The organism is Acutalibacter sp. JLR.KK004 (assembly GCF_036941085.1).
Taxonomy (GTDB): domain Bacteria; phylum Bacillota; class Clostridia; order Oscillospirales; family Acutalibacteraceae; genus Acutalibacter.
In genome coordinates this window covers 499159-524686 of the sequence record NZ_JAYMNQ010000002.1, presented here as the reverse complement: position 1 = coordinate 524686, position 25528 = coordinate 499159, and the positions used below count along the sequence as shown (strand labels likewise).

The window sequence follows — 25528 nt, the reverse complement described above, 5'->3', positions numbered from 1 at the left end:
TTGGAAAAAGTCCCTTAAGCGGGTGCAGGGCAGGGCCTGCAAAAAGGAGGAATACACATGAACGCTGAAATTATTTCTGTTGGCACTGAACTGCTGCTGGGCCAGGTGGTGAACACAGACGCCGCCATTGTGGCCCAGGCGCTGTCAGGCTTGGGTATCAACCTGCTGTACTCCGCAGTGGTGGGGGACAACGCAGACCGCCTGCGCTGCGCTGTGGAGACTGCTATCTCCCGCAGCGATCTGCTTATTATGACAGGGGGCCTGGGGCCTACCACCGACGATCTGACAAAGGAGACTGTCGCGGCGGCAGCCGGGAAGAAGCTTGCCCTCCATGAGGAGAGCCTGCGCAGGATTGAAAATTATTTTAATGAAAAGCATGTCAGCGAGAACCAGGCAAAGCAAGCTTGGCTGCCCGAGGGCTGCACTGTACTGCAAAATGACAATGGCACTGCCCCTGGCTGCGCTTTCCAGGCGGAAAACGGCTGCACCATCATTATGCTGCCAGGGCCGCCCTCCGAGCTTGCCCCCATGCTCCATAACTATGCCGTACCCTATCTGGCTAAAGGCCAGGAGTCGGTGATTGTCTCCCACAACATCCATATTTACGGCCGGGGGGAGGCCCCGGTGGCCCAGATGATGGACGATTTAATGGACGGGGAAAACCCCACCCTGGCCCCTTACGCCAAGGAGGGGGAGTGCCTTTTGCGGGTGACCGCCAAGGCGCCTGACGCTAAAACGGCAGATGAAATGTGCCAGCCTTTGATTTCTGAAATCAGGCGGCGGCTGGGGGATTTTGTGTACAGCCTGGACATCGGATCCCTGGAGGAGCTGGTGGTGCAGGAGCTATTAAAGCAGGGGAAAAAGCTTGCCTGCGCCGAATCCTGCACAGGGGGGCTGCTTTCTAAGCGCCTGACAGATATCCCCGGTTCCTCCGCTGTGTTCGACATGGGCTGCGTCACCTACGCAAACGCCGCCAAAGAAGCCCTTTTAGGCGTTCCCCATGACATTTTGGAGCGCCATGGCGCTGTCAGCGAGGAAACGGCCCGGGCCATGGCAGAGGGCATTGTAAAGGCCTCGGGCAGCGACTTGGGGGTTGGCATTACAGGCATTGCCGGGCCGGAGGGGGGCACAGCCGAAAAGCCTGTGGGCCTGATTTATATCGCCCTCTCCGATGGCAAAGACACCTGGGTGACAAAGCGCAGCCCCATCGGCCGCACCAAGAGCCGGGAATGGCACCGGCACTGCGCGGCCTCCCAGGCTCTGGACATGGTAAGGCGGTATCTTTGCGGTATGCCGGTTGTGGCGGATTACGCCAATACAAAGCAGAAATAAATGGGCAGCCAGAAAGAAACGGTGGGCCGTTTTGCCCCCACCCCCAGCGGCAGGATGCACCTGGGAAACCTTCTGTGCGCGCTGCTCGCCTGGCTCTCCGCCCGGAAGGACGGGGGACGGGTTATCCTGCGCATAGAGGACTTGGACGTGGAACGGGCAAAGCCAGCCTACACCCGGCAGCTTTTGAAGGACTTGCTCCTTTTGGGCCTTACCTGGGACGAAGGGGGCCTGGCGGCGGGAGAGCCGGGGCCATACTGCCAAAGCCAGCGCACAGCCTACTATGAAGGCCTGCTGCAAAAGCTCCAATGCAAAGGGCTTCTATATCCCTGCTTCTGCTCCCGGGCAGAACTGCACGCTGCCAGCGCCCCCCACGCCTCTGACGGAGAACTGATGTACAGCGGAAAATGCCGGCAGGTTTCCCCAGAGGAAGCAGAGAAGCTTGCTGAAAAGCGCCCTCCTGCCCTGCGCCTGGTGGTGCCGGACAGGGAGATTGCCTTTCAGGACGGGCACTATGGGGAAATCCGGCAGAACCTGCAAAAAGAGTGCGGGGACTTTATCCTCCGCCGCTCTGACGGGGTGTTTGCGTACCAGCTTGCAGTGGTGGCGGACGATGCCGCCATGGGGGTTACCCAGGTGGTGCGTGGGCGGGATCTCCTTTCCTCCACCCCCCGGCAGCTATACCTCTATGAACTGCTGGGCTTTACGCCTCCGGCGTATTTCCACACCCCCCTGCTGCTGGCCCCGGACGGCCGCCGGCTTTCCAAGCGGGACGGGGACATAAGCCTTTCGGCCCTGCTGGAAAAAGGCTTTTCCCCCAGGGACATCACAGGCCGCCTGGCCTGCTGCGCCGGGCTGCTGCCGGTTCCCCGGCCCGCCTCCCCCCAGGAGTTGCTTCCTCTTTTCTCCTGGGACAAGGTGCCGAAAGAGGATATCCGCCTGCCAGCAGGGTTATTTGAAAGGCCGTAGGGTCGTGGAACTCTGTTCCACACCTTGCAAATCCTTTTAAAAAAGGATTTGATTCTAAAACCTGATTTTATACACGTATGGAGTTCCATCCCACTGCCTTACGCCATTATCCATAAAGTATAGAAACTCCACTCGAAAACCTGCCTTATGAAAGGGGCGCTGTTTATGCAAATCAAATTTCACGAAGAATCCCGCCTGTTCCAGTTAGATTCTAAAAACTCCACCTATGCGTTCCAAATAAACGAAGGGGGGTATTTAGTCCACCTGTATTACGGGAAAAAGCTTTCCTCCCTGCAGGGCTTGGAAAAAAATGCCTTTAGAGGGGTGTACGATTCCCTAAGCCCCCAGAACCCCTACGTGGATGATCCGTATTTCTCCCTGGACATCGCCCCCTTGGAGTTCCCCTGCAACGGGGCCGGGGATTTCCGCATCTCCGCCCTTTCTGTGCGGGGGGAAAAGGGGGATACAGTGACGGACATGCACTATGTGTCCCACCGGATTCTCTCCGGCAAGCCCGGCCTTTCCGGCCTGCCTGCCGCCTTTGGGGAAGAGGGTAAGGCCCAGACCCTGGAAATTGAGCTTACAGATAAAGTGACAGGGGTGCGCGCCTTCCTGCTGTACACAGTTTTCGCGGACTTTGACGTGATAACCCGCAGCGCCCGCCTGGAAAACGGGGGGCAGTCCCCCGTAGATCTGGAGCGGGCCTACAGCGCCTGCCTGGAGCTGCCGGGCATGGGCTTTGACTGCATACACCTTCACGGCCGCTGGGCCAAGGAGAATACCGCGGTGCGCCACCCCTTGCAGCATGGCCTGCAGGGGATACAGTCCAAGCGCGGCATGACAGGCCCCAACCACAACCCCTTTATGGCGCTGGCAGCCCAGGGCGCAGGGGAGGAGTCAGGCGAGGTGTACGGCCTGAACCTGATATACAGCGGCAACTTTGCCATTGATATGGAGGTGGATGACCGGGGCGTCACCCGGGTGCTTGCAGGCATAAACCCCGCGGACTTCCGCTGGCGCCTGGAGCCGGGAGAAGTTTTCACCACCCCGGAGGTAGTGCTGGCGTATTCCAATGAGGGCCTTGGAGGCATGAGCCGCACCTTCCATAAGTTCTATATAGAGCACCTGATGCGCAGCGCCTGGGCCAAGAAAAAGCGACCGCTGCTGATCAATAGCTGGGAAGCGGCTTTCTTTGACTTTGACGACGAGAAGCTGGTAGAATTTGCCAAAGCAGCGAAAGATCTGGGCATTGAGATGCTGGTGATGGATGACGGCTGGTTTGGGGACAGGCACGACGATTTCCGGGCTTTGGGAGACTGGCAGGTAAACGAGGAGAAGCTTAAAGGCGGCCTGCAAAGCCTTATTAAGCGGGTAAACGACCTGGGTGTGTCCTTTGGCATCTGGTATGAGCCGGAGATGATAAACCCGGACAGCGACCTCTACCGCGCCCACCCGGACTGGGCTGTGTGCGCCCCGGGCCGGGAGAAGTCCCTTTCCCGCCACCAGTGTGTGCTGGACATGACCCGCAAAGACGTGCGGGACAACATTTTCCAGCAGATGTACGACGTGATTTCCCAGAACAACATCGAATACATCAAATGGGACTGCAACCGGCATATCAGCGAGGCTGCCAGCCTGTCCCTGCCCCCGGAGCGCCAGGGGGAGTTTTTCCACCGCTACGTGCTGGGGGTGTACGACCTGATGGACAGGATTACCACCGCCTTCCCCCACATCCTGCTGGAGAACTGCTCCTCTGGGGGCGGTCGGTTTGACCCCGGCATGCTGTACTATTCCCCCCAAATCTGGGCCAGCGACAACACAGACGCCATCGAGCGGCTTTCCATCCAGTTCGGGGCCTCCCTGTGCTATCCCGCTTCCTCCATGGGCGCCCATGTGTCCGCAAACACCCGCACGGATATCAGCACCCGTGCGGCGGTAGCCATGTGGGGCACCTTTGGCTATGAGCTGGATCCCCGGCTTCTCACAGAGGAGGAAAAGGAAGCTGTACGGGCGCAGGTGGCAGACTATCACAAGTATTACGACCTCACCCATTACGGCGACCTGTACCGCCTGAACACCCCCACAGAGAACCCCCATTTCTGCGACTGGATGTTCGTAAGCCCCGACAAGAGCGAGGCACTGTACACCCGGGTGATTATGCGCAGGCCGGGCAAGGTATACCAGGTGCAGCGCCTGCAGGGCCTTGACCCGGACAGGCTCTATAAAGACGAGGAAACCGGAGAGGTGTATGCCGGCGGCGTGCTGATGCAGGCAGGCCTTGACCTGTCTGCCCGGCAGTGGGCCGACTTGGGAGACGGCACCTGCGTGGTGAAGCACTTTACCGCACAGCCTTAAAACTGCACAACAAAAGGCGGGAGGGCCAAAGCCTTCCCGCTTTTTTGTCTAACGAAAACCACTGGCAAGGCGAGTGGTTCAAAAGAAGGCTTCTGCCGATAATGTAGAAAGAAAAACTCCTTTTGGTGTAGAATAAGCTTGCGGTCTGGCAACCAGCAAAAACACCAAAAGGAGGACATACAGACGGATGTCAATAAAAGTTTAGCACATACAAAAGTACAGTTTACAAGGGACTACACAAGGTAACGGTCTGACGGGCGCTGATATGCCCGTCAGATTTTCCATGTGATGTTTAAGCTGTCGCTTGTGGCGGCAATGGTGGTAATCATCAAATCCACCACCCGCCGCTTGTCGTCAAAGGATACGTTCTTCCAAGTGTCGAGGTAGCCGGAAATCTGGCTGACCTGTTCCGGGCTGATGGCTTCCACGGTCAACTCCGCCATCTTCGCCAGAAGTTCCTGCTTGCGTCCGTCCAGTTCGGCTATCTTCACATTCACATAGGAGAGCAGCACATTATTTGCGCCTGTCAGACTGTCCAGCAACTTTTCAATCTCGCTATCCACATGGGCAAGTTCCACTTGCAGGGCGGTGATTTTGGGATTGGCCTTTGCCGCTTTCTTCCTGCCCGTCAGTGTCTTGTAGCTGTCCAGCTTTTTCACCATCTGCCGATACACCACCGCTTCCAGTTCCGCCGTGATGATTTTCCCACAGCCGGGACAGCTTTTGTTGTCCAGCCGTTTCGTACAGCGGAGGTACTGTCTGCCGGAGGGATTGAAGATACTCATAAGGGCGTACCCGCAGTTCCCGCACTTGATTTTCCCTGCCAGCCATGTATGGGTGGCTTTCCGGGCGGACTGGATTTTCATGTTGTTCATCAGCTTCTTGCGGCAGGTCAGCCATATATCCGAGGGGACAATCCCCTCATGGGGCGCAAGCACCAGCATTTGGTCTTTCAGGCTTTGGGCCTTGCCCGGCTTCACATCCCGGCCTTGATAGAGATAACACCCGTTCATGCCCGTGAAGTCGGCGACGTCATTGACAAGCACCGTCCCCTGACTCTTGAAAAACTCGTACACATCCAAGTCCGCCTGCACATAGACGGGGTTGCGTAACATCTGCGCCAGCGTGGGGCGTATCAGTTCCCGGCCATTAAATAAAATGCCCTGTTCCGCAAAGTGCCGGGTAATGTCCCCATAGGAAGTTGTCGGCTCGGCGTACATTTCAAACATCAGCCGGATATTTGCCGCTTCCTCCGGCTTCACTACCAGCCGCTTTGTATTGATACCGTCCATCTTGATAGGCTCCGTATGGAAGCCATAGGGGGCTTTCCCGCCCATCTTGAAGCCCCGCTGACTGCGGGAATAGTAAGCGTCCGTCACCCGCTTCTGTATCGTTTCCCGTTCCAACTGTGCGAACACGATACAAATATTCAGCATGGCCCGGCCCATCGGGGTTGAAGTATCAAACTTTTCCGTGGAAGAAACAAACTCCACATTGTACTGCTGGAACAGCTCCATCATGGTTGCGAAATCCAGAATGGAACGGCTGATACGGTCAAGTTTGTAGACAATGACTTTTGCTATCAGGCCCTTTTTAATATCCCGCACCAACTCTTGAAATTTCGGGCGGTCTGTGTTTTTGCCGCTGTATCCTTTATCTGTGTATTCCCTGCAACTACCGCCTTTCAATTCGTATTTGCAAAACTCAATCTGGCTTTCAATGGAAATGCTGTCCTTTTTGTCTACCGATTGTCTTGCATAGATTGCGTCTATCCGATTATTCATATTGTCGCTCCTTTTCTTAAAAAAGAAACGGAGCTGCTGACAGTCTTATTATACCGCCAACAGCCCCGTAAATCAATGATGTGGCTGGAAAAACTTACGCCCCGGCTTCCTCTTTCTGCCGCTTGTCGGCGTACTTGCGGAACACCTCATAAAGCTGCTGTTCCAGTTCCCGGCGTTTGGCCGCTTCCTGCTCCGGTGTAAATACCGGGGAGAGATTTTCCAGCGTGATTTCCTTTCCTTGAAAAGTCACGATTTCTGTTTCCTTTTTGTATCTGATATTCGTTATAAAATCACCTTTCCTTTCCATAGTTCGGTTGCCGCTTCAACTCTGCCAGCACTTCCGGCGGGATACGGTCAACCAGCCGTTGAATGTTGTGTAACTCGCTTTCCAGCTTTGCCCGTTCCATAACGCCTTTCATCTTGTCCTTTTCGCTGGCCTTTGCCCTTGCCTCCAGTTTTTCATTTTCTGCCAAGAGGTCATTTATCGTGACCTTGTATTTCTTCAACTGCCCGGAGAAGTTCTCCATCTGCGGAAACCACTTTTTGAGCATAGAGAGGGCTTCCTCTTTCTTCTTTCCGGCGTTAATTGGATTGATACCGTCCAGCGTGGCTTCAATCGCCCTCGCCTGTTTGGAGAGGGAAACCGCCTGTTTGAAAAGCCGGGTGGGGATATGCTTTCTTCCCGTTTTGCTTGCGCTCTCCCCACGCTCCAAGCTGGGGTACTTCTCCAACATATAGGCGTGAAAATCGTCCTGCCACTTTGTCAGATTGGCCCGGTTGCCTATGATTTCTTTGGCGCACAGGCGGTTGTCTTTCGTCAGCGGAACAAAGGTCAAATGCAGGTGGGGCGTTTTCTCGTCCATGTGTACTATCGCCGACACGATATTTTCCCGGCCTACCCGGTCAATGAGGAAGTCCGCCGCTCTTTTGAAAAACGCCTGTATTTCCTCCGGGGATTTCTTCTTGAAAAACTCCGGGCTGGCGGTTATCAGCGTATCGACAAAGCGTGTACTGTCTTTCCTCGTTCTGCACCCAGACTGTTCAATGCGGCTCTGAATGAAATGGTAGTAGCGCCCCTCCGGCTTGACGATATGGAAATTGTACTTGCTCCGGCTGGTGTCAATGTCCGGGTTGCTGGCGTACTGCTCCTTTTTCCGTTCGTGGTGGGCTTCCAGCGGTCTTGCCGGGTTGCCCTTGTGTTTCTCAAATCGCAAAATTGCGTGTTGCGCCATTGAACTCCTTTCCCCATTCCATTCCTTTCCGGCGGGTTTTCCGCCGAAAATATCTCTGATAGGATTGGAATGGAATCGATATAAATAGATGGTTTTAATCTCTGTATTTCTATATATCGTCCGGTTTCCGTACTCCAAGAGGATTGATTTTCGTACTTGTAGGGTACGGTTTTCATCCCTCCGGCGTACCGCAGCCGGACTTCTTGAAGTCGGTGTTTGGAACCGCTTCATAGGATTTTGGGTAAATGCGGTTGGGTTTTCCACAGCCCTGTTTCTGTATTTCCACCAGCCCCGCATACTGCAACTCCCGCAGGGTATTCACCGCCTTCTGCCGCCCACAGTGGAGCAGGGCGACCACCTCGCAGATGGGGTAATACAGGTAAATCCGCCCATATTCGTCCGCCCACCCGTTTTTCCGGGATAACTCCGCCCGCCGCAGGATAAAGGCGTACAGCACCTTCGCTTCGTTGGACAGGGGCTTGAATGATGGGGCTTCAAAAAGGAAATTGGGGAGCCGGGTGAAGCTGATGACTTTCTCCGGCTGGTGAATGTAAATCGTGTTTGTCATAGCGTGTTTTGTGGACGGTTAGAAGCCCGTTTTCCGGGGTGGGCGATAAAACATACCGCCCGCCCCGGTTTTGGGCTTGCGGAGCCTTGCAAATCAAGGCTTTTCTCCGCCTTAACTGTCCACAGCAGACCTCCTTTTCCGTTCACTTTCTGTTTTCTGCCGCCTGTGTACTCTGGCAGCGCAGTTCGGGCAGTATTTGCCCCGGTTGGATTTTGGCACATAGGGCTTTCCGCAGACCGAGCAGCGTTTCAAAGCACAGTCACGGTAAATCTCCGCTTCCAGCGTCCTATCCAGCGGCAAGACCGCCCAGCGGAACCACTTGCAGCAGACGGAGAATGTAATCATCTGCGGACAGGTGCAGGTGTCGCCATCGTCCAGCGCAAAGCAGTTTCCACCACCACAGTTGCAGCACTCCCGGCGGATCAGGCTGCTGGCCCGCTTCCTCTGCGCCGGGGTCATGCGGTAGGGGAAGCTGTCCGGCCTGTGTTCCAGCGGTGGCAAATGTTGATAGGGTCTTTCTTTCATGCACTCCCTCCGTTGTTCTTCTTGCTGCCGTTTTCCCCGAAAAGGCTTCCTGCCCCATTCCTGCGGCGTGTTCCGGCGTTGGTACGCTCACCCTCTCTGGTCACGGTGTCCAGAAGCGGGGTCACAGCACACTTCCCCAGCCGGGGTATTCCTTTTCAGACGGTCATTTAGTTTTCAAGAGGCTTGTCCATCGATGAACTATCTCAAGTGTATACTTTTTTGATTGCCTGTGCCGTATATCCAAGAGGTAGGAAATCAGCCCGGAAAACTCGCTATTTCCACGCTCTCGGAATTGTGGTATAATGGGAAAATACAGAACAGTAAATTGAAAGTTGACGCCGATGAAAATAAATGAAAAGAGAGAACATCTATGCTCAATGCAGGAAGCAGGATAGTAAATAATTGGATATATCCTATTGACAACGGCTATGTACTGATTGATACAGGGTATGAAAGAGGATTTGCACATTTCAAAAAGCAACTGGCAAAGATGCAAATAGCCCCTCAACAGATACGATATATTTTTCTGACACACGCTCACGATGACCATGCAGGCTATTTGAATGAAATACTCTCGGAATGCTCTGACATTCAAATCGTTATGAGTGACAAGGCGTTAGAAAGATTATATAAAGGGCAAAACTCTTTTCATGGCGGTTGCACAACCAAGATTGCCTTGCTCTTTTGTTGCTTGATGAACCAAATTGCGGAGTTAGAAGAACGGAAAAACAAGAAAATCCGGGGAGAGGATAAAATCAACTAATTCTGATTTGCGAGGAGAATTGTGACTATGATAGAGTTGAATACATTCAAAAAAATATTGGAAGAAAATGAAGAACGCTTGCCATTACTAACGCTTGATGAATTTTTCGATGGAAACACAGAGGAGGATTCCATTGCTCCGAACCAATGGGAATTTGGCCGTCCAACGCTTTCTGAAATACGAAATATGCTACAAAAGATTGAGTTAATGCCTGACATAGCATGGGTGCGTGTTGCTCTCCACGATGATACAGAAATCGTAGAAAACAATGGGAAAGAAGAATTAGTTCTTGCAGGAGATACAATCGTGATTTGCACAACCATTTTGCCTGCGGAATTAGAAAAATTAGTAAATTGCGAATGGCTATGCTCTGATGGAGTAATTACAATAGAGGCATTTGAATTAAATACTTATTCGTGCGTACCACCAATTCCAGATAACTTCGATTGTTTGGAAATCGTGTGGGACTAATCTAAAACTTTCAGTTTATCGGGGGAGATAGCAAAGGCAGCCGAGCCAGTCAACGGTCAAGATGAACGGCGCACAAATGCGCCGCCGTTGACAGCCCCGCCTGCCTTTGCTGATGGGCAATCAAGGCGGGAAAGCCCTAAAATGGCTTCCCGCCCATTTCAATTTTGAGAAAAGAACGACCACTAAAATAAATGAGTGTGGCCACACATATAGTCACGGTGTCTAAAGGTTTGGGACATTTTGTCCCATAGGCTGAGGACGGTGGACGAGGGCTTTCATATACGCCCTGTCTGCTGCTGAAACCAGCCCTTTGTTTCCGGCTTCCCAGCCCCAAACAAAGCCCTGTTTTCCTGCCGCTTCAAATGCCCTTGCCCTCCCCGGCGGCAACGGCATTTTCACGGCAACGCCGACAGAGCGTATAACACACTACACTTTGCTTCGCAAAGTCGTGTGCCAAATGGGGCGTTGCCCCCTTTGGATACCCCCACAACAAACAGGCGCTATGCCCCTTGCCGGGAGCATAGCGCCTGTTTGTTGTCAGCAGCCCGTTTCACGGTCTGCGTGTAGTTCCTTGTAAAATGACCTAAGTGGAATTGCAAATACCACATAGTATTTGCACCAAAGTACAGAAGGAAGGTGTTCTATAAGGAGAAGAGGGCAGAGGTAGGGAAAATATTGAGAACTCTTTGCGAGTGGAAGAAGATAAAGATAGTGGAGGCGGAAGTGTGCCCGGATCACGTATACAATCCGTTTTCTGCCGCGTAAATAAAAAATTGATTTAGACAACTCTCTCAAAGTGTCTAAATCAATTATGACATCCGCCGGACACTCCCCCCGCAGAGGATATGCTTGCAAAAGCAGTCGGGTTTTGGTATAATAGCATGGTTATGCAAAAACAGAGAAAGGATGGAATTATCTTGGAAAAATCCATGTCAAAAGAAAACCGGATGGGAACGGCCCCCATGCTGCCGCTGATTTTTTCCATGGCCCTGCCTGCCATGTTCTCTATGCTGGTGCAGGCGCTGTACAATATTGTGGACAGCTATTTCGTGTCCCAGGTCAGTGAAAAAGGGCTGGCGGCAGTGTCCCTGGCCTTCCCTATCCAAAACCTGCTGATCTCCTTTGCGGTGGGCACCTCCGTGGGCATTACCTCCCTGATTTCCCGGCGCCTGGGGCAAGGCCGGCAGCAGGAGGCAGACGCTGCCGCCTCCCATGGCATTCTGCTGGGAGTTGTTACCTCCCTGGCCTTCGCCGTTTACGGGGCATTTTTCACCACCCCCTTCTTCCAGATGTTTGAGTCTGACCCGGAGATTGTCCATATGGGGGATCAGTATATTTCTATCTGTTGCATTTTCTCCTTTGGCAGCTTTATTGTAGTAGCTTTGGAAAAGATTTTGCAGGCCACAGGCAACATGATATGGCCCATGATTTTCCAGCTTATTGGCGCGCTCACCAACATCATCCTGGATCCCATCCTGATTTTCGGCATGTTCGGCCTGCCTGCTATGGGCGTTACCGGGGCTGCTATCGCCACGGTGGGCGGGCAGATTCTCTCCATGCTGGTGGCAGCGGTGGTCGTGGCTGTCAAGGAGCACAGGGTACATATCACCTTCAAGGGCTTTAGGCTGGATTTCACCATCATCCGGGACATCTACGCCGTCGGGCTGCCCGCCATTGTCATGCAGTCTATCGGTACGGTTATGACCATGGCTTTAAACGGCATACTCTCCGGATTCTCCACTGCCGCCTATACGGTGTTCGGCCTGTATTTCAAGCTACAGTCTTTTGTATTCATGCCTGTGTTTGGCCTGACCCAAGGCCTTCTGCCCATCATGGGCTATAATTACGGGGCAAAGAACAAAAAGCGCTTGCTTTCCGCTTTTTATAACGGCTGTGCCATTGCCCTGGTGATTATGCTGGCAGGTACCCTGCTTTTCCTGCTGGCCCCTCAGTGGCTTCTGGGCATCTTCAGCGCCTCGGAAGAACTGCTGGAAATCGGCATACCTGCCCTGCGAATTATCTGCACCTGCTTCCTGTTCGCGGCCCTGGGCATTGTAGGCTCTACCCTGTTCCAGTCTGTGGGCCGGGGGACTTACAGCCTGATGCAGTCCCTGCTGCGCCAATTGGTTATCCTGGTGCCTGCCGCCTGGATGCTGGCGCGCTTTACCGGGCAGGTAAACGCAGTGTGGTGGGCTTTCCCCATTGCCGAGTGCGTTTCCCTGGCAATTTCCCTGGTGCTGTATGCCCGGCTGTACCGCACAGAGATTAAAAACCTGGAAACCGCTGTATCCCGGTAAAATAAGTATAAGCAAGAACACCCTCTGCCTAAAAAGCAGGGGGTGTTTTTCTCTTGTTGAATCTACCGTCCACGCGAATGGCATTGCTAACGTTTGTTTGCTTTTGGTTTTACATTATCTTGATGCCATAAACTGTAATTAAAGGTATGTTCCCACCCTCCAACAGGCAAAAACCTGCGCCCGGATCAATTTCCTCTGCAAAGGATTTTATCCCCTGATTTCCTTCCGGTGCGTCATATATGGTAGGAGCTATCAGCCCTTTCACGTCTATCCGCAAAAGGTTATAGCTGAAATAGCCTCTGTCCTCCTTGGGAACCTCTGCAAACTTTTCCAGTCATTCCATTGCTTCTTTTTGGTTCATAAACCTTGCCGTTTCAACTGGCATGGAAACTGTGTTGGAGGCAGATGCCGGATACCAGGGGCTTGCTCTGATACACGCCAATTCTCTTCTGCCAAAAAAGCGTTTCAGGAACTATCCGTTGTCTAAACAAGAACGCAAAGATAACCGCAGGATTTCAAGAGAACGTATCTTGGTTGAACACGCTATCCGCTTTGTCAAAAGGTTTCGCATTCTCTCTGAACGCTATCGCAACCGCAGGCATCGTTTTGTACTTTGCTTTTCTTTGATGGCTGGTATCTGCAATTTTGACCGTTTTTCTTAATTTCGCAAGAGGTCTGTTGCCCTTCTTTTGCTTTTCCTCATATCTTCCTTATTCTGTCATAAAATGTTTGCCTTGGACACTCCCCGTCCCTCGCCTGGCTTTCCACTCTCGAATTCCTTGCCCAATTTGTTTGACAATCCTACAGGAAAATTTACACAAAGCCGTTCCTACGGCTGGAAATTTCAGGCAAAAGGCGCTATAATAGAGGCAAGCCGTGTGGTTTCCCGGTTTTACATACAACCGCAAAGGGGAAATGCCTCCATTGCGGAGGCTGTACAAAGCTTCCCGGGGCGGGCATTTCCTAAAGAAAGGATGGTTTCCATGGAACAAAAGCCAGTAAGAGTTGCCATGATAGGCGTAGGCGCTATCAGCGGCATTTATTTGCAGAATATCACCCGCACCTTCCGGGAGGTAGACCTTGTGGGGGTGTGCGACTTAATCCCTGAAAGGGCTGAGAAGGGCGCGGCCTATGTGAGGGAGGAGATAGAGAAGGGCGCGCAGGTGCGGGATCCGAAAATCTACAAGGACATGTTCGAGGCCTTTAACGATCCGGAGGTGGAGGTGGTTTTAAACCTCACCCGGCCTTATGAGCACTTTGAGGTGACAAAGCAGGCCCTCCTCCACGGCAAGCATGTGTACAGCGAGAAGCCCCTGGGGGTGGACATGGAGGAGGCAAACCAGCTTATCTCTCTGGCAGAGGAGAAGGGGCTGCAAATCGGCGGCGCGCCGGACACCTTCATGGGCGCGGGCATCCAAACCGCCCGGCATCTCATTGACAGCGGCATGATAGGCGACGTGGTGGGGGCCTCCTGCGCCATGGTATGCCATGGGCATGAAACCTGGCACCCGGATCCGGAATTTTACTACAAGCGGGGCGGCGGGCCTATGCTGGACATGGGGCCGTATTACATCACTGCCCTGGTACAGCTTCTGGGGGAAGTGAAGGGCGTAATGGGGATGACGAAGAAAACCTTCCCCCAGCGGCTTATCACCTCAGAGCCTCACCGGGGAGAAACCATCCAGGTGGACGTGGACACATGGCTTTCCGGGAACCTGGAGTTTTCAAGCGGGGCCATTGCCCAGGTGTTCACCACCTTTGACGTGCACTACACCGCCCAGGCCCGGTTTGAGGTGTATGGCACCAAGGGCAGCCTGATGGTGCCGGATCCCAACACCTTTGGCGGGCCTGTGCTCCTGCTGCGGCCTGAGGACGCGGCGGCGGCCCCTAAAACCGATCCGGGCCTGATGCGCCACGGGGTCCCGGATTTCTATGCTGGCTGGAAGGAAATGCCCCTGCTCTATGACTATCCGGAAAACAGCCGGGGCCTGGGGCTTGCGGATATGTGCAAGGCCCTGCGCACCGGGCGGGATCACCGGGCAAACTACCAGCAGCAGCGCCATGTGCTGGAGGTGATGACCAGCTTCAGCAAGTCCTGCGAGAGCCGGGCCTATCTGCCCATGGAGACAAAATATACCCGCACAGCGCCTATGGAGTTAAACCCCATGCACGGCATTTTGGACTAGGGGTTGTTTGAAAAACCGCAAACACTGTTTTTGCCGAAATCCGGGGCTTTCCGTATTGGGAACCATGCGAAGCCCCCTCGAAAATCTGTATGTTCTGCTTGTGCGAACACACCTTGGAAATTATCTCGGAAGGAGGAGGCGGCATGATTCGCTTTGACCATTTTAATTTCAATGTGCTTGATCTGGAGCGGAGCCTGGCTTTTTACAAAAAAGCCCTGGGCCTGAACCCTGTGCGGGAAATCGAAGCCCCGGACGGCGCTTTTAAAATTGTGTTTTTAAAGAATGAGGAAAATGATTTCAAGCTGGAGCTGACCTGGCTGCGGGACAGGGAAACCCCTTATGATTTGGGGGATTTGGAGTATCATCTGGCCTTTGTCACCGACGAGTATGAGGCGTTTTACGCCCGCCATCAGGAGATGGGGTGCATCTGCTTTGACAACACAGAGATGGGCATTTATTTCATCCAGGATCCGGACGGCTATTGGATTGAGATTGTGCCGCAGCGGCAGTGAGCTTTTGGACAGAAAGCCTTTTAGAGGCCTGCATAAAAAACAACTTGCATAAAAAGGAGCCATAAAGTATGAAAGCAGCATATACAGGCTGGACCTGGATTGCCTCCAGGGAGCCGGAGGAAGCCAAAAAGCAGTTGGAGCAAAGCTTTAAGGAATGTAAATTTTTAGGATACGACACCGTGGAGAACTTCGCCTTTCTCCGCGACTTTTTCGCGGAGAATCCCCAGGAGCTGGTGGACATGACAAAGCGCTGCGGGGTAGAACTGGTGAACCTGTACGGGCACTTCACCCTGGACGTGGAGGAATCCCTGCGCATCGCCATGGAGCAGGTGGATTTCCTTTCCGCCATTGGCGGCAAGTGGTATAACTGCCAGCATGGCGGCTTTGGGGAGGAGCCGTATGAGCGGCCCACCAACCCGGAAATGCTGGACAAAATTTGTGAAATCTCGAACCGCCTGGGAGAATATGCCAAAGGAAAAGGCGTGACCGTGTGCTTCCATCCCCATTTTGGCACCTGCGTGTTCTCTCAAAGCGACATCGACTATTTTGCCGCCCACACAAAGCCGGAGTATGTGTCCTTCTGCCTGGATACCGCCCACACCACCCTGGCGGGCATAAACCCGGCGGCGCTTATCCGGCAGTATGGGGACAGGATTGCCTTTATGCACTTGAAGGACGTGGACACCTATGCCCTCAGCAAAGCGGAGGGCCGGGAGAAGATGGCCTCTTTCCGGGCGCTGGGCCATGGCACAGTGGATTTCCCCGCTGTAAAGGCTGCCCTGGAGGAAGCCGGCTTTGACGGGGTGCTCTGCGTGGAGCTGGACAGACCCGAGGTGTGCAACTTCCACTCCGCAGAGGTTTCCCGCATCTACCTGCGGGACGTGCTGGGGATTTAACCTATTTATTGTAAAAAAAGTAAAATTCTATTAGCCCACTTCTTTTGCGCGGTTTTAGCATAGCTTTTATATTGGGATAATTTTCATCATCAATAGAGCATATAAAACTTTTTATTTATCAATAAAATTTTCTATATACTATCGCTTTTGCTTTTTTTAGGTCGTTCCATAGGCGATTCCGCTGCGTCAACCAGAATCACCTCATACCCGCATCGCTTTTCAGCTGCGCTTTCCGTCCTGACAGTGAAAATGTACCGTCCCGGATTAGCGTGTCTTCTACCCACTTGATTCCTCGGTAGATATTGCTTTCCGCTATATGGGCATAAGTACGGTATTCCCACAGATACTCCAAGGATGCCAGCGGCAGATCCTTTATGCTCAGCTTTGGCATCCTCCCACGATGTCGGTGCTTTTCCGCATATCCATATATTATTCTGAGAGCGTCTAAAGAAGAAACCATGTGGAAACAGTTTTGCTGTTTGGGAATCTATGAGCAAAACGTGATAGACTTAACCGAGCTCTCTGTTCAGGATACGGTTTCCGCTGTAAAAAGGTGCTTGCCCATAAAACTGCCCTTCTCTGCGAATAATCTCTCAAGCCAGACACCGCAAAGCTTGATCCCTTCGCACAGAAAAGGCAGGACAGACCATTTCGGTTTGTCCTGCCTTTTCTTGTACGTTCTGTTTACCGCACGAAATTTGTCCGCTCAAATGGCTCTCGCTCCGGCAGGCCAAACTGCTCCTTTGCCAAAGCAATGCCCCGCATAAGGAACACCATGTTCCGGGCCAGGGTGCGCATACCCTGCAGGCCTTCCTTATCCTGCTCTGCCTCTCCGGGGGTCTGCCCGTGGATGCTGTTCCAATACTGGCCGGAAGCCACCGGCATCCCGGAAATGGTAAAGAACTTGTTCAGCTCGTCAAAGGTGGCGGAAAGGCCGCCTCTGCGGGCCGCAACCACGCTTGCCCCTACCTTCATCGTTTTGTCGAACCGGGTGCTGTAAAACAGCCGTGTGAGGAAAGCCACCAGCGTGGCGTTGGCGGAAGCGTAATATACAGGGCTGCCTACCACCAGGCCGTCGCAGGCTTCAAACTTCTGGGCTGTCTCGTTCACCAGATCACTGAACACGCATTTTCCCAGTTCCCCGCATTTCCGGCAGCCAATGCACCCCCGGATATCCTTGCTGCCCACCTGGAGGATTTCCGTCTCCACACCCTCCTGCTGGAAAATTTTTTCCATCTCATGCAGGGCGATATAGGTGTTGCCCTGTAAATGGGGGCTGCCATTAAGCATCAAAACCTTCATACAGTCCACGTCCCTTTCGTTTTTATGATATCTATAAGTATATCAGCCTGAAAGCCTTTTGAGAAGCCCTCTGCGCTATATTTTACAAATACGTGTAGGATTGTCAAACAAATTGGACAAGGAATTCCAGAGGAGAAAGCCAGGCGAGGGGAGGCGTCGGTAAGTTATTGGAGCTGTGGTTATGGGCAGCAAGCTGTTTCTCAAAGTCAGCCAGAGAGAAGAAAGAGTGGACAGAATAAAAGCGTTTCTGGTCTTCCCAGTGCGAGATTCAAAGCACCTAAACCGCCGGGTGCATAAAACGCGCGCTTGGACACTCCCTGCTCCCTCCTTGGCTTGCGTATATCATAAAGCGGCGGTTTCCGGCGCGGGCAGTGCTTGGTGCATACCGCCCGCCTAAAACGCGAATCAGGTTTTTTGGGGGTTCAGGGGGAATTTTCTCTAAAATTCCCCCTGGTGGGTTCTTAGGGCAAAGCCCTAAGCGCTGAACACGCTCTCGGCGGTTTCGGTTTCAAACTGCTTGTTATAGAGATCTGCATAGTAGCCGCCCAGAGCCATCAGCTCCTCATGGGTGCCCTGCTCGATAATCTTGCCGCCCCGCACCACCAGGATTAAGTCTGCCTTGCGGATGGTGGAGAGCCGGTGGGCGATGAGGAAGGAGGTGCGGCCCGTGAGCATGGTGGAGATAGCCTCCTGGATGAGGGCCTCGGTTTTGGTGTCGATAGAGGCGGTGGCCTCGTCCAGGACGAAAATGCGGGGATCTGCCAGCACCGCCCGGGCAAAGGACACAAGCTGCTTTTCCCCGGTGGAAAGCTGCCCACCCCCTTCGCCCACGTCGCTGTCATAGCCCTTTTCCATGCGCATGATGAAATCGTGGGCGTTGACCATCTTTGCCGCAGCCATCACTTCCTCGTCTGTGGCGTCTAAGCGCCCATAGCGGATGTTCTCCTTTACAGAGCCGGAGAACAGGTGGGGGGTCTGCAATACATACCCAATGCTGCTGTGCAGCCACAGCATACTGCGTTCCCGATAGTCCCGGCCGTCTATCAGGATGCGGCCCCCGGTTGGCTCGAAGAAGCGGCAGGCAAGGTTCACCAGGGTGGATTTTCCCGCCCCTGTCTCCCCCACAATGGCTACTGTAGTGCCCGCAGGCACGTCCAGGGTGAAATGCTCCAGCACATTTTCTGTGCCGTCGGGATACTGGAAGGTGATATCGTCAAAGGTGATGTGGCCCTTGAGTTCCTCCCAGTTCTCCCGCTTTGGCTCAAAGGAGGTGCCGTATTTTTCTATTACCTCCGGGGTATCCTGAATTTGCGGCTCCAGCTCCAAAAGGGCGGAGACGCGCTCGATGTTTGCCTGGGTGGCGATAAAGTTTGAGATAGTGCGGGCCAGGGTCTGGACGGGGTCGGCAATGACCAGGGCGAAGTTGACGAATACGGTCAGTTCCCCGATGCCGATGTTCCCCCACATCACCATGCTGCCGCCCCCTGTGATGACAAAAGCCACAGCAAGGGCTGTTAAGAAGCCGATAATGGGCACATAAATGGCGTTTAGCATGACGGCCCGGATGGTGGTGTGCTTCATGCGGCCTGTCACTTCCTGAAAGGCCGCGGTGTTCTTGTCCTCAATCACCAGGGTTTTGGAGGTTTTGGCCCCAGAAATGCCTTCGTTATAGTGGCGGGTAATCTCCGCGTTGATTTTCCGCACCTTGCGGTTCAGGTTTAAAATGCGCTTCTGGAAATAGAGGGTGGCAAGGGCAATGGCAGGCACCACCACAATAATCAGCAGGGCCAGCCGCCAGTTGATAAACAGCATAACCCCCATGCACCCCAGCACATAGGCAAGGCTCCAGAAGATGTCCACCAGGCTCCAGGCGAACACGCCGCCGATACGGTTGGTGTCGCTCATCACCCGGGCCATAATAACCCCTACAGGGGTGGTGTTATAATAGGAAAAGCTGAGGGTTTGCAGGTGGGTGAACAAGGTCTTTTTCAAGTCCCGGCCCAAGTACATTTCCACCTTCAGGGCTGACCGGGCAAATACGATGGTGCAGGTCATCTGCAGCAGCACCACCAGCATATATACAACCGCAAATCCGGCTATGCCCTCTGTAGTCCTGGGGGTGACAAAGCGGTCTACCACGTACCCGGACAAGAGGGGGTAGCAGATGTCTACCGCCGCATTTACCAGCATAGTGGCGATAACCACTGCCATCAGCCCCCGGTAGGGCCGCAAAAAGGGCAGCAGCTTGGCCCAGGTTTTCAGCGACGAAAACTTTTCCTTTCTTTCTGTATTTTGATTTTTCATATATGGTAAGTCTCCTTTTCAGGTTTTGCTTTTAGTGGGCATCCTGCGAGAAAACCCCTCGCAGTGGTTTTCTCGCGCTCTTTCCGGGCCGGAGATTTTCCCCTCGGGAAAAATCCCCACAGGAAAACCCTTACCAGGTGTTCCCTACAAGGCGACAGTCCACCGGACTGTCGCCTTTACCTTCCCGTGCTTTCCGCACGGCTCTGTACGGTCGTGGGACTCCGTCCCACACCCTGCAAACCTTTTTGGAAAAAGGTTTGATCGAAAAACTTTTGAAAGTGCGTTGGGCACGCGAGGGCTTACGTAAGCGCGGAATATCATTCCGCAGCGAAAAATTTTATCCACGTCCCCCGCGTCTTAGGTCAAGCGTTACGCTTGCGCGTCTCGGATGCAACGTCACGTTGCCGATTGCATGTCGAAAATGCGCTTGTAAATGCCCTCCTGCTGGGAAAGTTCTTCATGTGTGCCCATCTGGGCCACCTTGCCTCTGTCCAGCACCAGAATCTGGTCGGCGTTCATGAGGGTAGTGATGCGGTGGGCGATAAGGATGGTGGTGCCATGGACGTTCTCCTTAATGGAATGGCGGATTTTCGCGTCTGTCTCCATATCCACAGCAGAGAGGGAATCGTCAAAGATTTTAATGGCGGTGTCCTGCATCAGCATCCGGGCAATGGCTACCCGCTGCTTCTGCCCGCCGGAAATGGTCACGCCCCGCTCGCCAATAGGTGTATCGTAGCCCTGGGCGAAGTTTTCGATGGCGTCGTCAATAACAGCCAGGCGGGCATAATGCCGCACCGTCTCAATGTCCTCCCGGGCCGCGCCGTCGGCAATGCTTTCCCGGAAGGTTTTGGAGAAGAGGAAAGGCTCCTGCAGCACGATGCCGATGTTTTTCCGCAGGTGGGCAATGTCCATTTTACGGATATCCACCCCGCCGATGGTAATGCTTCCTTGGCCCTCCGGCAGCTCGTAGAGCCTGTCCAGCAGGTACATCAGGGTGGATTTGCCGCTGCCAGTGGCCCCCAGGATGCCAAAGGTGCTGCCCGCTTTTACGGTGAAGCTCACGTCCTCCAGCACGCCGGCGCTGCCGGTGTATCCGAAGCTTACGTGGTCAAATACGATGTCTCCGGTGAGGGCGGGGGAAACAGGGCTGGGGCAGTTTTCTTCCTCTTTGGCGTCCAGGATGTCAAACAGGCGGGTGGCGCTGATGGTGGTTTTGCTCAGCTCGCTGAGCAGGCGGCCCAGGTTGCGCACAGGCCACACCAGCATGGAGTTGTAAGCCGCAAAGGCCAAAAACTCCCCGGCGGTAAGCTCCCCCCGCTCCACCAGGAAAGCCCCTGCCACAATGATAACGCACACCTGAAAGCCTGCGAAAAAGTCTCCTAGGCCCCAGTTAATGCCCATCACCTTGCCCAGGCGCACCCACATGCCTGTGAATTCTTCGTTTTTCTTATTAAAGCGGTCGATTTCAAAGCGCTCCCGGCCAAAAGCCCGCACCACCCGCACGCCGGTGAGGTTTTCCTGCACCAGGGCGGTCAGTTCCCCTTCTGTTTCATCGGCTTTCTGGAACTTTTTGCCCACAATGCCGAAGAAAACGAAAGAGGTGACAAACACCACAGGGATAAAGGCGGTGACCAGCAGGGACAGCCGCACGTTCATGGCGAACATAAGCCCCAGGGAGACTACAATCAGCAGGAAAATGCGGATGCACTCCATAAGCTGGTCGCTGACAAAGTTGCGGATGAGATCCACGTCCATGGTGCAGCGCTGGATAATGTCCCCGGTCTGGTGGGAGTTGTGCCAGGCATAGGGCAGGCGCTGGATGTGCCCAAACAGGGTGTCGCGGATTCTGGCCACAGTGCCCTCGCAGGCCCGGGCCAGGTTCATGCGGGAAGAGTAGCTGCTAAGGCTTGCAATGGCGGCAAAGCCCAGGGACACTGCCGCGCATATGGCAATGCTGCCCCGGAGCAGCTCCCGCAGGGCCTCCTCCCCTCCGATGGACGCTATCCACCCTGAAAGGAAGCCGGGAAGCTGGAAAGCGTTGTCGTTTATGACAGAGTCCACAGTGACCCGGATGACCTGGGGAGTCATATAGTTTGCGATAACGGAAATAACCACCATTGCCATGGACAGCAAAAACCGCAGCCGGAATCCCTTGGTATAGGGGTAAAACCGCAGGATGGTGGACTTTTTCTGTTCCTTCTCTTTTTTCTTTCTTTTCATAACATATGTACCTCGTGCGCTGAAAGCGTGTCAAAATGGTTTTTTCAAAAAAGGTTCTCTGGCGGGTGCGGAGTGAGCGTCTGCAAGCATGCGAGCCGGCAGGCGGGACCCAGCGCCCCGCGGTTCTGCGCCGCTGGCGCCATAAAAAAAGCGCGGCAAGCCAAGGCATCCGGCCCCATGACACGGAGGGGCAAAATACAGTTTGGCTATGCCAGCTCGGTTCTGTGCAACGTACAGCAGACAGCGGGCAGGAATGACGGTATAGAAAATATTAGCATAGCAGTGCAAAAAAGTCAACACTGGAAAAAGGTTTTTAAAAAATTCACAAACTTCTTCCTAAAAGCGGTTGATTTTTCTTTTTATAGGGAGTATACTATCATCATAAATAGTTTTAAAAACTAGATGTCGCAAAAATGTCGAATCTCTGCGCAGGGGTTGTTTTCAAAGCAGCCACCGGAAAGGACGGAAGCTATGGAGCAGGCAATGAAAATGAATTTGATGCAAAAAAGAGAGCAGCAGGCGGAAAAGCGCAGACGGCTGGGACTGCCCCGGTACACCCTGGGAGAGGAGATTTTCTCCTCTGTGTCCCATGGGGTATCGGCGCTGCTGGCAGTGGCGGGTCTGGTGCTGCTGCTGGTGTTCTGTGAAAAAACGCCTTTGAAGGTATCCAGCGTTTCCATTTACGGGGCCACCATGGTGCTGCTGTACACTGTCTCCACCCTATACCACGCTTTGGGGCTGAACAAAGCCAAGGTGGTGTTCCGCTCTTTAGACCACTGCACGATCTTCCTGCTGATAGCCGGAACCTATACCCCCATCACCCTTGTCAGCCTGGGGGGCATTCAGGGATGGGCCATGTTTGCCCTGGTGTGGGCGGCAGCGGTGCTGGGCATTGTACTCAATGCCATCAGTGTGGAGCGCTTTAAAATAGTTTCCATGATTTGTTACCTCGCCATGGGCTGGGTGGTGGTTTTTGCCATGAAAACCTTCACCCAGAACGTCAGCCCTGTGGGCTTCTGGTGCCTGCTGGCAGGGGGGCTGTGCTATACCCTGGGAGCCGTCCTCTATGGCATGGGGAAGAAAATTCCCTATATCCATTCGGTTTTCCACCTGTTCGTCCTGGCGGGCAGCGTGCTGCATACGATTACAGTATATCAGGTTGTGAAATAAAGGGTATATGCGCACTGGCTTTGCAGGGCGGTTTTCCGGAAAGGAAGCCGCCCTGCATCTGTTTTGACCAGCCTCCAAGCAGGCGGACTGCCCCAAAATACACAAAAAAGAAAGGCGCTTTACAGAAAATTCAGATATTTTTTCACATTTGTCCTTGTGTTTTTCGGCAGAATGCTATATAATAGAAAAAGCCTTGCAGGGTCTGCCTTGAAAACGGTTTTTAGGGCAGGCTTTGGGGCTTGTGCAAAATACTTATGAAGCCTGTGGAAGGGGCAAACGCTTATGAACCAATATCAGGAAAAGAATATTATCAATCTGGCGGTTGCGGGCCATGGCGGGGCAGGCAAAACCTCCCTGGCGGAAGCCATGCTGTATCTTGCCGGGATGTCCGACCGCCGGGGCAAGGTGGGGGACGGCAACACGGTCTGCGACTTTGACCCCGAGGAAATCCGCCGGAAAACCTCTATCGGCGCGGCGGTTGCCCCGCTGGAATGGAAAAACAAGAAGATAAACCTGCTGGATGCCCCCGGGCTTTTCGACTTTGAGGGCGGCATGTGCGAGGCTATGCGGGCCGCCGACACAGTGCTGGTGGTTATCTCCGGCAAAGACGGGGTAGCTGTGGGTACGGAGAAAGCCTTTGAGGCTGCGTCTAAGCGGGATTTGGCGAAAATTTTCTTTGTAAACGGCCTGTGCGACGAGAGCGCCCGGTTCTACCGGGTTTTTGAGGATTTAAAGGCCCAGTTCGGCCCTTCGGTGTGCCCGGTGGTGGTGCCCTATATTCAGGATGGCCAGGCCAACATCTATGTGAATTTGCTGGAGTATAAGGCTTATGACTATTCCGACGGCAAGCCTGTGCAGGTGGCCATCCCCGACATGGGCGACAGGCTGGAAGGCCTGCGCACCGCCATTTATGAGGCTGTGGCGGAGACAGATGACGCGCTGTTTGAGAAGTATTTCGCCGGGGAGGAGTTCACCCCCGAGGAAGTGATTGTAGGCGTGAGCAAGGGCGTGAAGTCCGGCACCATCACGCCTGTGTTCTGCGGGGATGCCATGCTTATGCGGGGCATGGAGCAGTTTATGGACGGGCTTGCCTGGCTTGCCCCCTCCGCCCAGGAAAAGGCCGGGGAAATCGGCACAGACGTGGACGGAGAGCCTGTGGAGCTTACAGTCAACAGCGAGGGCGCTGCGGCGGCCATTGTCTTTAAGACTGTGGCAGATCCCTTTATCGGCAAGCTTTCCTATTTAAAAGTGATATCCGGCAAGATTTCTACAGAGTCCCAGCTTGTGAACATGCGCACCGGCAACACGGAGCGGGTGGGCAAGACTGTGATGATGACAGGCAAGAAGCAGGAGGATGTGAAGTTTATCGGCGCAGGCGATATCGGCGCCATCCCCAAGCTTACCGCCACCAACACAGGGGACACCCTGTGCAGCCCGGCCCGGAAGGTTGTCCTGGAAGGCGTGGAGTATCCCACTCCCACCTTGTCTATGGCTATTGTGCCGAAAAAGAAGGGCGAAGAGGACAAGATTGCCCAGGGGATGCTGCGGCTGGCAGAGGAAGATCCCACCATCCGGTTCCAGTCCAACACAGAAACCCACGAGCTGGTGGTAAGCGGCCTGGGCGAGCAGCACCTGGATGTGATTGTGTCAAAGCTCAAGGCCAAGTTCGGCGTGGAGATTACTTTGAAGGATCCCAAGGTGCCTTACAGGGAGACTATCCGCAAAAAGGTGCAGGTGCAGGGTCGGCACAAGAAGCAGACCGGCGGCCATGGGCAGTTTGGCGATGTGTGGATAGAGTTTGCCCCCTGCGACAGCGAAGGCCTGGAGTTTAATGAGCGGGTTGTAGGCGGGTCGGTGCCCAAGGGCTTCTTCCCTGCTGTGGAAAAGGGCCTGCGGGAGTGCATCCTCAAGGGGCCGCTGGCAGGATACCCTGTGGTGGGCCTGTCTGCCACCCTGTATGACGGCTCTTACCATCCGGTAGACTCCTCTGAAATGTCCTTTAAGATGGCGGCAACCATTGCCTATAAGAACGGCATGCCCCAGGCAAACCCTGTGCTGCTGGAGCCTATCGGGCACCTGCGGGCCACTGTGCCTGACGGCAACATGGGCGACATCATGGGCGAGGTGAACAAGCGCCGGGGCCGCGTGCTGGGCATGGAGCCTGCGGGCGCAGGCAAGCAGACGGTAGAGGCAGAGGCCCCCATGGCGGAGATGCATGATTTCAGCACCTTTGTGCGCCAGTGTACCCAGGGCCGGGGCAGCTTTACCTTTGAGTTTGAGCGGTATGAGGAAGCCCCCGCCAATGTGGCCCAGAAGGCTATTGAGGCCGCAAAGGCTGAAAACGGCGAGGACTAAGGCAGGAATATTGAAGCGAAGGCCGGCGCGGCGTTTAAGCTGCGCCGGCTTTTTCTATCTCTGGCCATCCCCAAAAACTTCTGGGATGCACAAAGCGGCGGGGAATAAAAACGTGCTGTGCCCGGTTCTCTGCCGTTTTGATGGATAAAGGTTTTTGAAGATTGAAAAGAAAGTTGCCGAAGGCAATCTTTTGAACTTCTTTTCCTTAAAAAAGTTTCCTTTCCCGCCGGAGGCTGCCTTACAAAAGTGTAAGACAGTCTTTCCGATTTGTAATGCCGCCGTAAGGTTTT

General features: G+C 53.9%; 20 protein-coding genes and 2 pseudogenes. 13 read left to right on the top strand and 9 right to left on the bottom strand.

The annotated features are described in order from the left end of the window. Positions 1-57: 57 nt before the first annotated feature. The 3 genes from VSQ30_RS16930 to VSQ30_RS16920 all read left to right on the top strand — a co-directional run bounded on the left by VSQ30_RS16930 (position 58) and on the right by VSQ30_RS16920 (position 4653). Positions 58-1332, top strand: a complete 1275-nt coding sequence (locus VSQ30_RS16930) for a competence/damage-inducible protein A (RefSeq protein WP_334465734.1) — start codon at positions 58-60, stop codon at positions 1330-1332. Further along, a complete protein-coding gene (gluQRS, locus tag VSQ30_RS16925; protein ID WP_160642176.1) occupies positions 1333-2298 on the top strand; it encodes a tRNA glutamyl-Q(34) synthetase GluQRS in 966 nt (321 codons plus the stop codon). It begins immediately after the preceding gene. A gap of 165 nt (positions 2299-2463) precedes the next feature. Continuing rightward, complete coding sequence (locus VSQ30_RS16920) at positions 2464-4653, top strand: alpha-galactosidase (RefSeq protein ID WP_334465728.1); 2190 nt, start codon at positions 2464-2466, stop codon at positions 4651-4653. Between the two features lie 272 nt (positions 4654-4925). Here VSQ30_RS16920 and VSQ30_RS16915 read toward each other — a convergent pair whose 3' ends face one another. From VSQ30_RS16915 to VSQ30_RS16895, 5 genes are all read right to left on the bottom strand, one after another. Next, positions 4926-6437 (bottom strand): recombinase family protein, encoded by a 1512-nt coding sequence (locus tag VSQ30_RS16915; RefSeq protein WP_160203198.1) that lies wholly within the window; start codon positions 6435-6437, stop codon positions 4926-4928. A 94-nt stretch (positions 6438-6531) separates the two neighbouring features. Further along, positions 6532-6723 (bottom strand): hypothetical protein, encoded by a 192-nt coding sequence (locus VSQ30_RS16910; RefSeq protein WP_430981912.1) that lies wholly within the window; start codon positions 6721-6723, stop codon positions 6532-6534. Between the two features lie 4 nt (positions 6724-6727). After that, complete coding sequence (mobV, locus tag VSQ30_RS16905) at positions 6728-7669, bottom strand: MobV family relaxase (RefSeq protein ID WP_066534335.1); 942 nt, start codon at positions 7667-7669, stop codon at positions 6728-6730. 172 nt (positions 7670-7841) lie between these two features. Beyond that, positions 7842-8237: a replication initiator protein A gene (locus tag VSQ30_RS16900; RefSeq protein ID WP_160203196.1), complete on the bottom strand. Its 396-nt coding sequence runs from the start codon at positions 8235-8237 to the stop codon at positions 7842-7844. 111 nt (positions 8238-8348) lie between these two features. After that, positions 8349-8762 carry a cysteine-rich VLP domain-containing protein gene (locus tag VSQ30_RS16895; protein ID WP_016304738.1) on the bottom strand — a complete coding sequence of 138 codons (414 nt, stop codon included), beginning with the start codon at positions 8760-8762 and terminating at the stop codon, positions 8349-8351. Positions 8763-9132: 370 nt separating this feature from the next. Here VSQ30_RS16895 and VSQ30_RS16890 point away from each other — a divergent pair, with 370 nt between their 5' ends. The 8 genes and pseudogenes from VSQ30_RS16890 (at position 9133) to VSQ30_RS16855 (ending at position 15887) form a co-directional block, all read left to right on the top strand. Then, positions 9133-9525 (top strand): MBL fold metallo-hydrolase, encoded by a 393-nt coding sequence (locus tag VSQ30_RS16890; protein WP_334465726.1) that lies wholly within the window; start codon positions 9133-9135, stop codon positions 9523-9525. A 27-nt stretch (positions 9526-9552) separates the two neighbouring features. Further along, positions 9553-9996: a YfbO family protein gene (locus VSQ30_RS16885; protein ID WP_016304742.1), complete on the top strand. Its 444-nt coding sequence runs from the start codon at positions 9553-9555 to the stop codon at positions 9994-9996. Between the two features lie 585 nt (positions 9997-10581). Next, positions 10582-10740: pseudogene (gene tnpA / locus VSQ30_RS16880) on the top strand (IS200/IS605 family transposase); the annotation flags it as partial. Between the two features lie 173 nt (positions 10741-10913). Continuing rightward, positions 10914-12293 (top strand): MATE family efflux transporter, encoded by a 1380-nt coding sequence (locus VSQ30_RS16875; protein ID WP_334465723.1) that lies wholly within the window; start codon positions 10914-10916, stop codon positions 12291-12293. Positions 12294-12676: 383 nt separating this feature from the next. Continuing rightward, positions 12677-12955: a transposase family protein gene (locus VSQ30_RS16870; protein ID WP_502876313.1), complete on the top strand. Its 279-nt coding sequence runs from the start codon at positions 12677-12679 to the stop codon at positions 12953-12955. A 321-nt stretch (positions 12956-13276) separates the two neighbouring features. Next, entirely contained in the window at positions 13277-14479 is a 1203-nt protein-coding gene (locus VSQ30_RS16865) for a Gfo/Idh/MocA family protein (protein WP_334465718.1), read from the top strand. Positions 14480-14622: 143 nt separating this feature from the next. Next, the gene (locus tag VSQ30_RS16860; RefSeq protein WP_334465716.1) at positions 14623-14991 is read left to right on the top strand and encodes a VOC family protein; all 369 of its coding nucleotides are present in this window, start codon (positions 14623-14625) and stop codon (positions 14989-14991) included. Positions 14992-15059: 68 nt separating this feature from the next. Then, entirely contained in the window at positions 15060-15887 is an 828-nt protein-coding gene (locus tag VSQ30_RS16855; RefSeq protein ID WP_334465715.1) for a sugar phosphate isomerase/epimerase family protein, read from the top strand. 146 nt (positions 15888-16033) lie between these two features. Here VSQ30_RS16855 and VSQ30_RS16850 read toward each other — a convergent pair. The 4 genes and pseudogenes from VSQ30_RS16850 to VSQ30_RS16835 all read right to left on the bottom strand — a co-directional run. Then, positions 16034-16302: pseudogene (locus VSQ30_RS16850) on the bottom strand (helix-turn-helix domain-containing protein); the annotation flags it as partial. A gap of 269 nt (positions 16303-16571) precedes the next feature. Further along, positions 16572-17189 (bottom strand): flavodoxin family protein, encoded by a 618-nt coding sequence (locus VSQ30_RS16845; RefSeq protein ID WP_334465712.1) that lies wholly within the window; start codon positions 17187-17189, stop codon positions 16572-16574. A gap of 474 nt (positions 17190-17663) precedes the next feature. After that, complete coding sequence (locus VSQ30_RS16840; RefSeq protein WP_334465710.1) at positions 17664-19493, bottom strand: ABC transporter ATP-binding protein; 1830 nt, start codon at positions 19491-19493, stop codon at positions 17664-17666. A gap of 396 nt (positions 19494-19889) precedes the next feature. Then, positions 19890-21713, bottom strand: a complete 1824-nt coding sequence (locus tag VSQ30_RS16835) for an ABC transporter ATP-binding protein (protein ID WP_334465709.1) — start codon at positions 21711-21713, stop codon at positions 19890-19892. A 489-nt stretch (positions 21714-22202) separates the two neighbouring features. Here VSQ30_RS16835 and trhA point away from each other — a divergent pair, with 489 nt between their 5' ends. After that, a complete protein-coding gene (gene trhA, locus VSQ30_RS16830; RefSeq protein WP_334465707.1) occupies positions 22203-22883 on the top strand; it encodes a PAQR family membrane homeostasis protein TrhA in 681 nt (226 codons plus the stop codon). Between the two features lie 282 nt (positions 22884-23165). Beyond that, on the top strand, positions 23166-25238 hold the full coding sequence (locus tag VSQ30_RS16825; protein WP_334465706.1) for an elongation factor G: 2073 nt from the start codon (positions 23166-23168) through the stop codon (positions 25236-25238). Positions 25239-25528: the final 290 nt, after the last annotated feature.

Excerpts from the sequence above, each read along its gene's own strand:
- VSQ30_RS16930 (WP_334465734.1), top strand. The coding sequence starts at position 58 with ATGAACGCTGAAATTATTTCTGTTGGCACTGAACTGCTGCTGGGCCAG.
- gluQRS (WP_160642176.1), top strand. The coding sequence starts at position 1,333 with ATGGGCAGCCAGAAAGAAACGGTGGGCCGTTTTGCCCCCACCCCCAGC.
- VSQ30_RS16920 (WP_334465728.1), top strand. The coding sequence starts at position 2,464 with ATGCAAATCAAATTTCACGAAGAATCCCGCCTGTTCCAGTTAGATTCT.
- VSQ30_RS16915 (WP_160203198.1), bottom strand. The coding sequence starts at position 6,437 with ATGAATAATCGGATAGACGCAATCTATGCAAGACAATCGGTAGACAAA.
- mobV (WP_066534335.1), bottom strand. The coding sequence starts at position 7,669 with ATGGCGCAACACGCAATTTTGCGATTTGAGAAACACAAGGGCAACCCG.
- VSQ30_RS16900 (WP_160203196.1), bottom strand. The coding sequence starts at position 8,237 with ATGACAAACACGATTTACATTCACCAGCCGGAGAAAGTCATCAGCTTC.
- VSQ30_RS16895 (WP_016304738.1), bottom strand. The coding sequence starts at position 8,762 with ATGAAAGAAAGACCCTATCAACATTTGCCACCGCTGGAACACAGGCCG.
- VSQ30_RS16890 (WP_334465726.1), top strand. The coding sequence starts at position 9,133 with ATGCTCAATGCAGGAAGCAGGATAGTAAATAATTGGATATATCCTATT.
- VSQ30_RS16885 (WP_016304742.1), top strand. The coding sequence starts at position 9,553 with ATGATAGAGTTGAATACATTCAAAAAAATATTGGAAGAAAATGAAGAA.
- VSQ30_RS16870 (WP_502876313.1), top strand. The coding sequence starts at position 12,677 with ATGGAAACTGTGTTGGAGGCAGATGCCGGATACCAGGGGCTTGCTCTG.
- VSQ30_RS16865 (WP_334465718.1), top strand. The coding sequence starts at position 13,277 with ATGGAACAAAAGCCAGTAAGAGTTGCCATGATAGGCGTAGGCGCTATC.
- VSQ30_RS16860 (WP_334465716.1), top strand. The coding sequence starts at position 14,623 with ATGATTCGCTTTGACCATTTTAATTTCAATGTGCTTGATCTGGAGCGG.
- VSQ30_RS16855 (WP_334465715.1), top strand. The coding sequence starts at position 15,060 with ATGAAAGCAGCATATACAGGCTGGACCTGGATTGCCTCCAGGGAGCCG.
- VSQ30_RS16845 (WP_334465712.1), bottom strand. The coding sequence starts at position 17,189 with ATGAAGGTTTTGATGCTTAATGGCAGCCCCCATTTACAGGGCAACACC.
- VSQ30_RS16840 (WP_334465710.1), bottom strand. The coding sequence starts at position 19,493 with ATGAAAAATCAAAATACAGAAAGAAAGGAAAAGTTTTCGTCGCTGAAA.
- VSQ30_RS16835 (WP_334465709.1), bottom strand. The coding sequence starts at position 21,713 with ATGAAAAGAAAGAAAAAAGAGAAGGAACAGAAAAAGTCCACCATCCTG.
- trhA (WP_334465707.1), top strand. The coding sequence starts at position 22,203 with ATGAATTTGATGCAAAAAAGAGAGCAGCAGGCGGAAAAGCGCAGACGG.
- VSQ30_RS16825 (WP_334465706.1), top strand. The coding sequence starts at position 23,166 with ATGAACCAATATCAGGAAAAGAATATTATCAATCTGGCGGTTGCGGGC.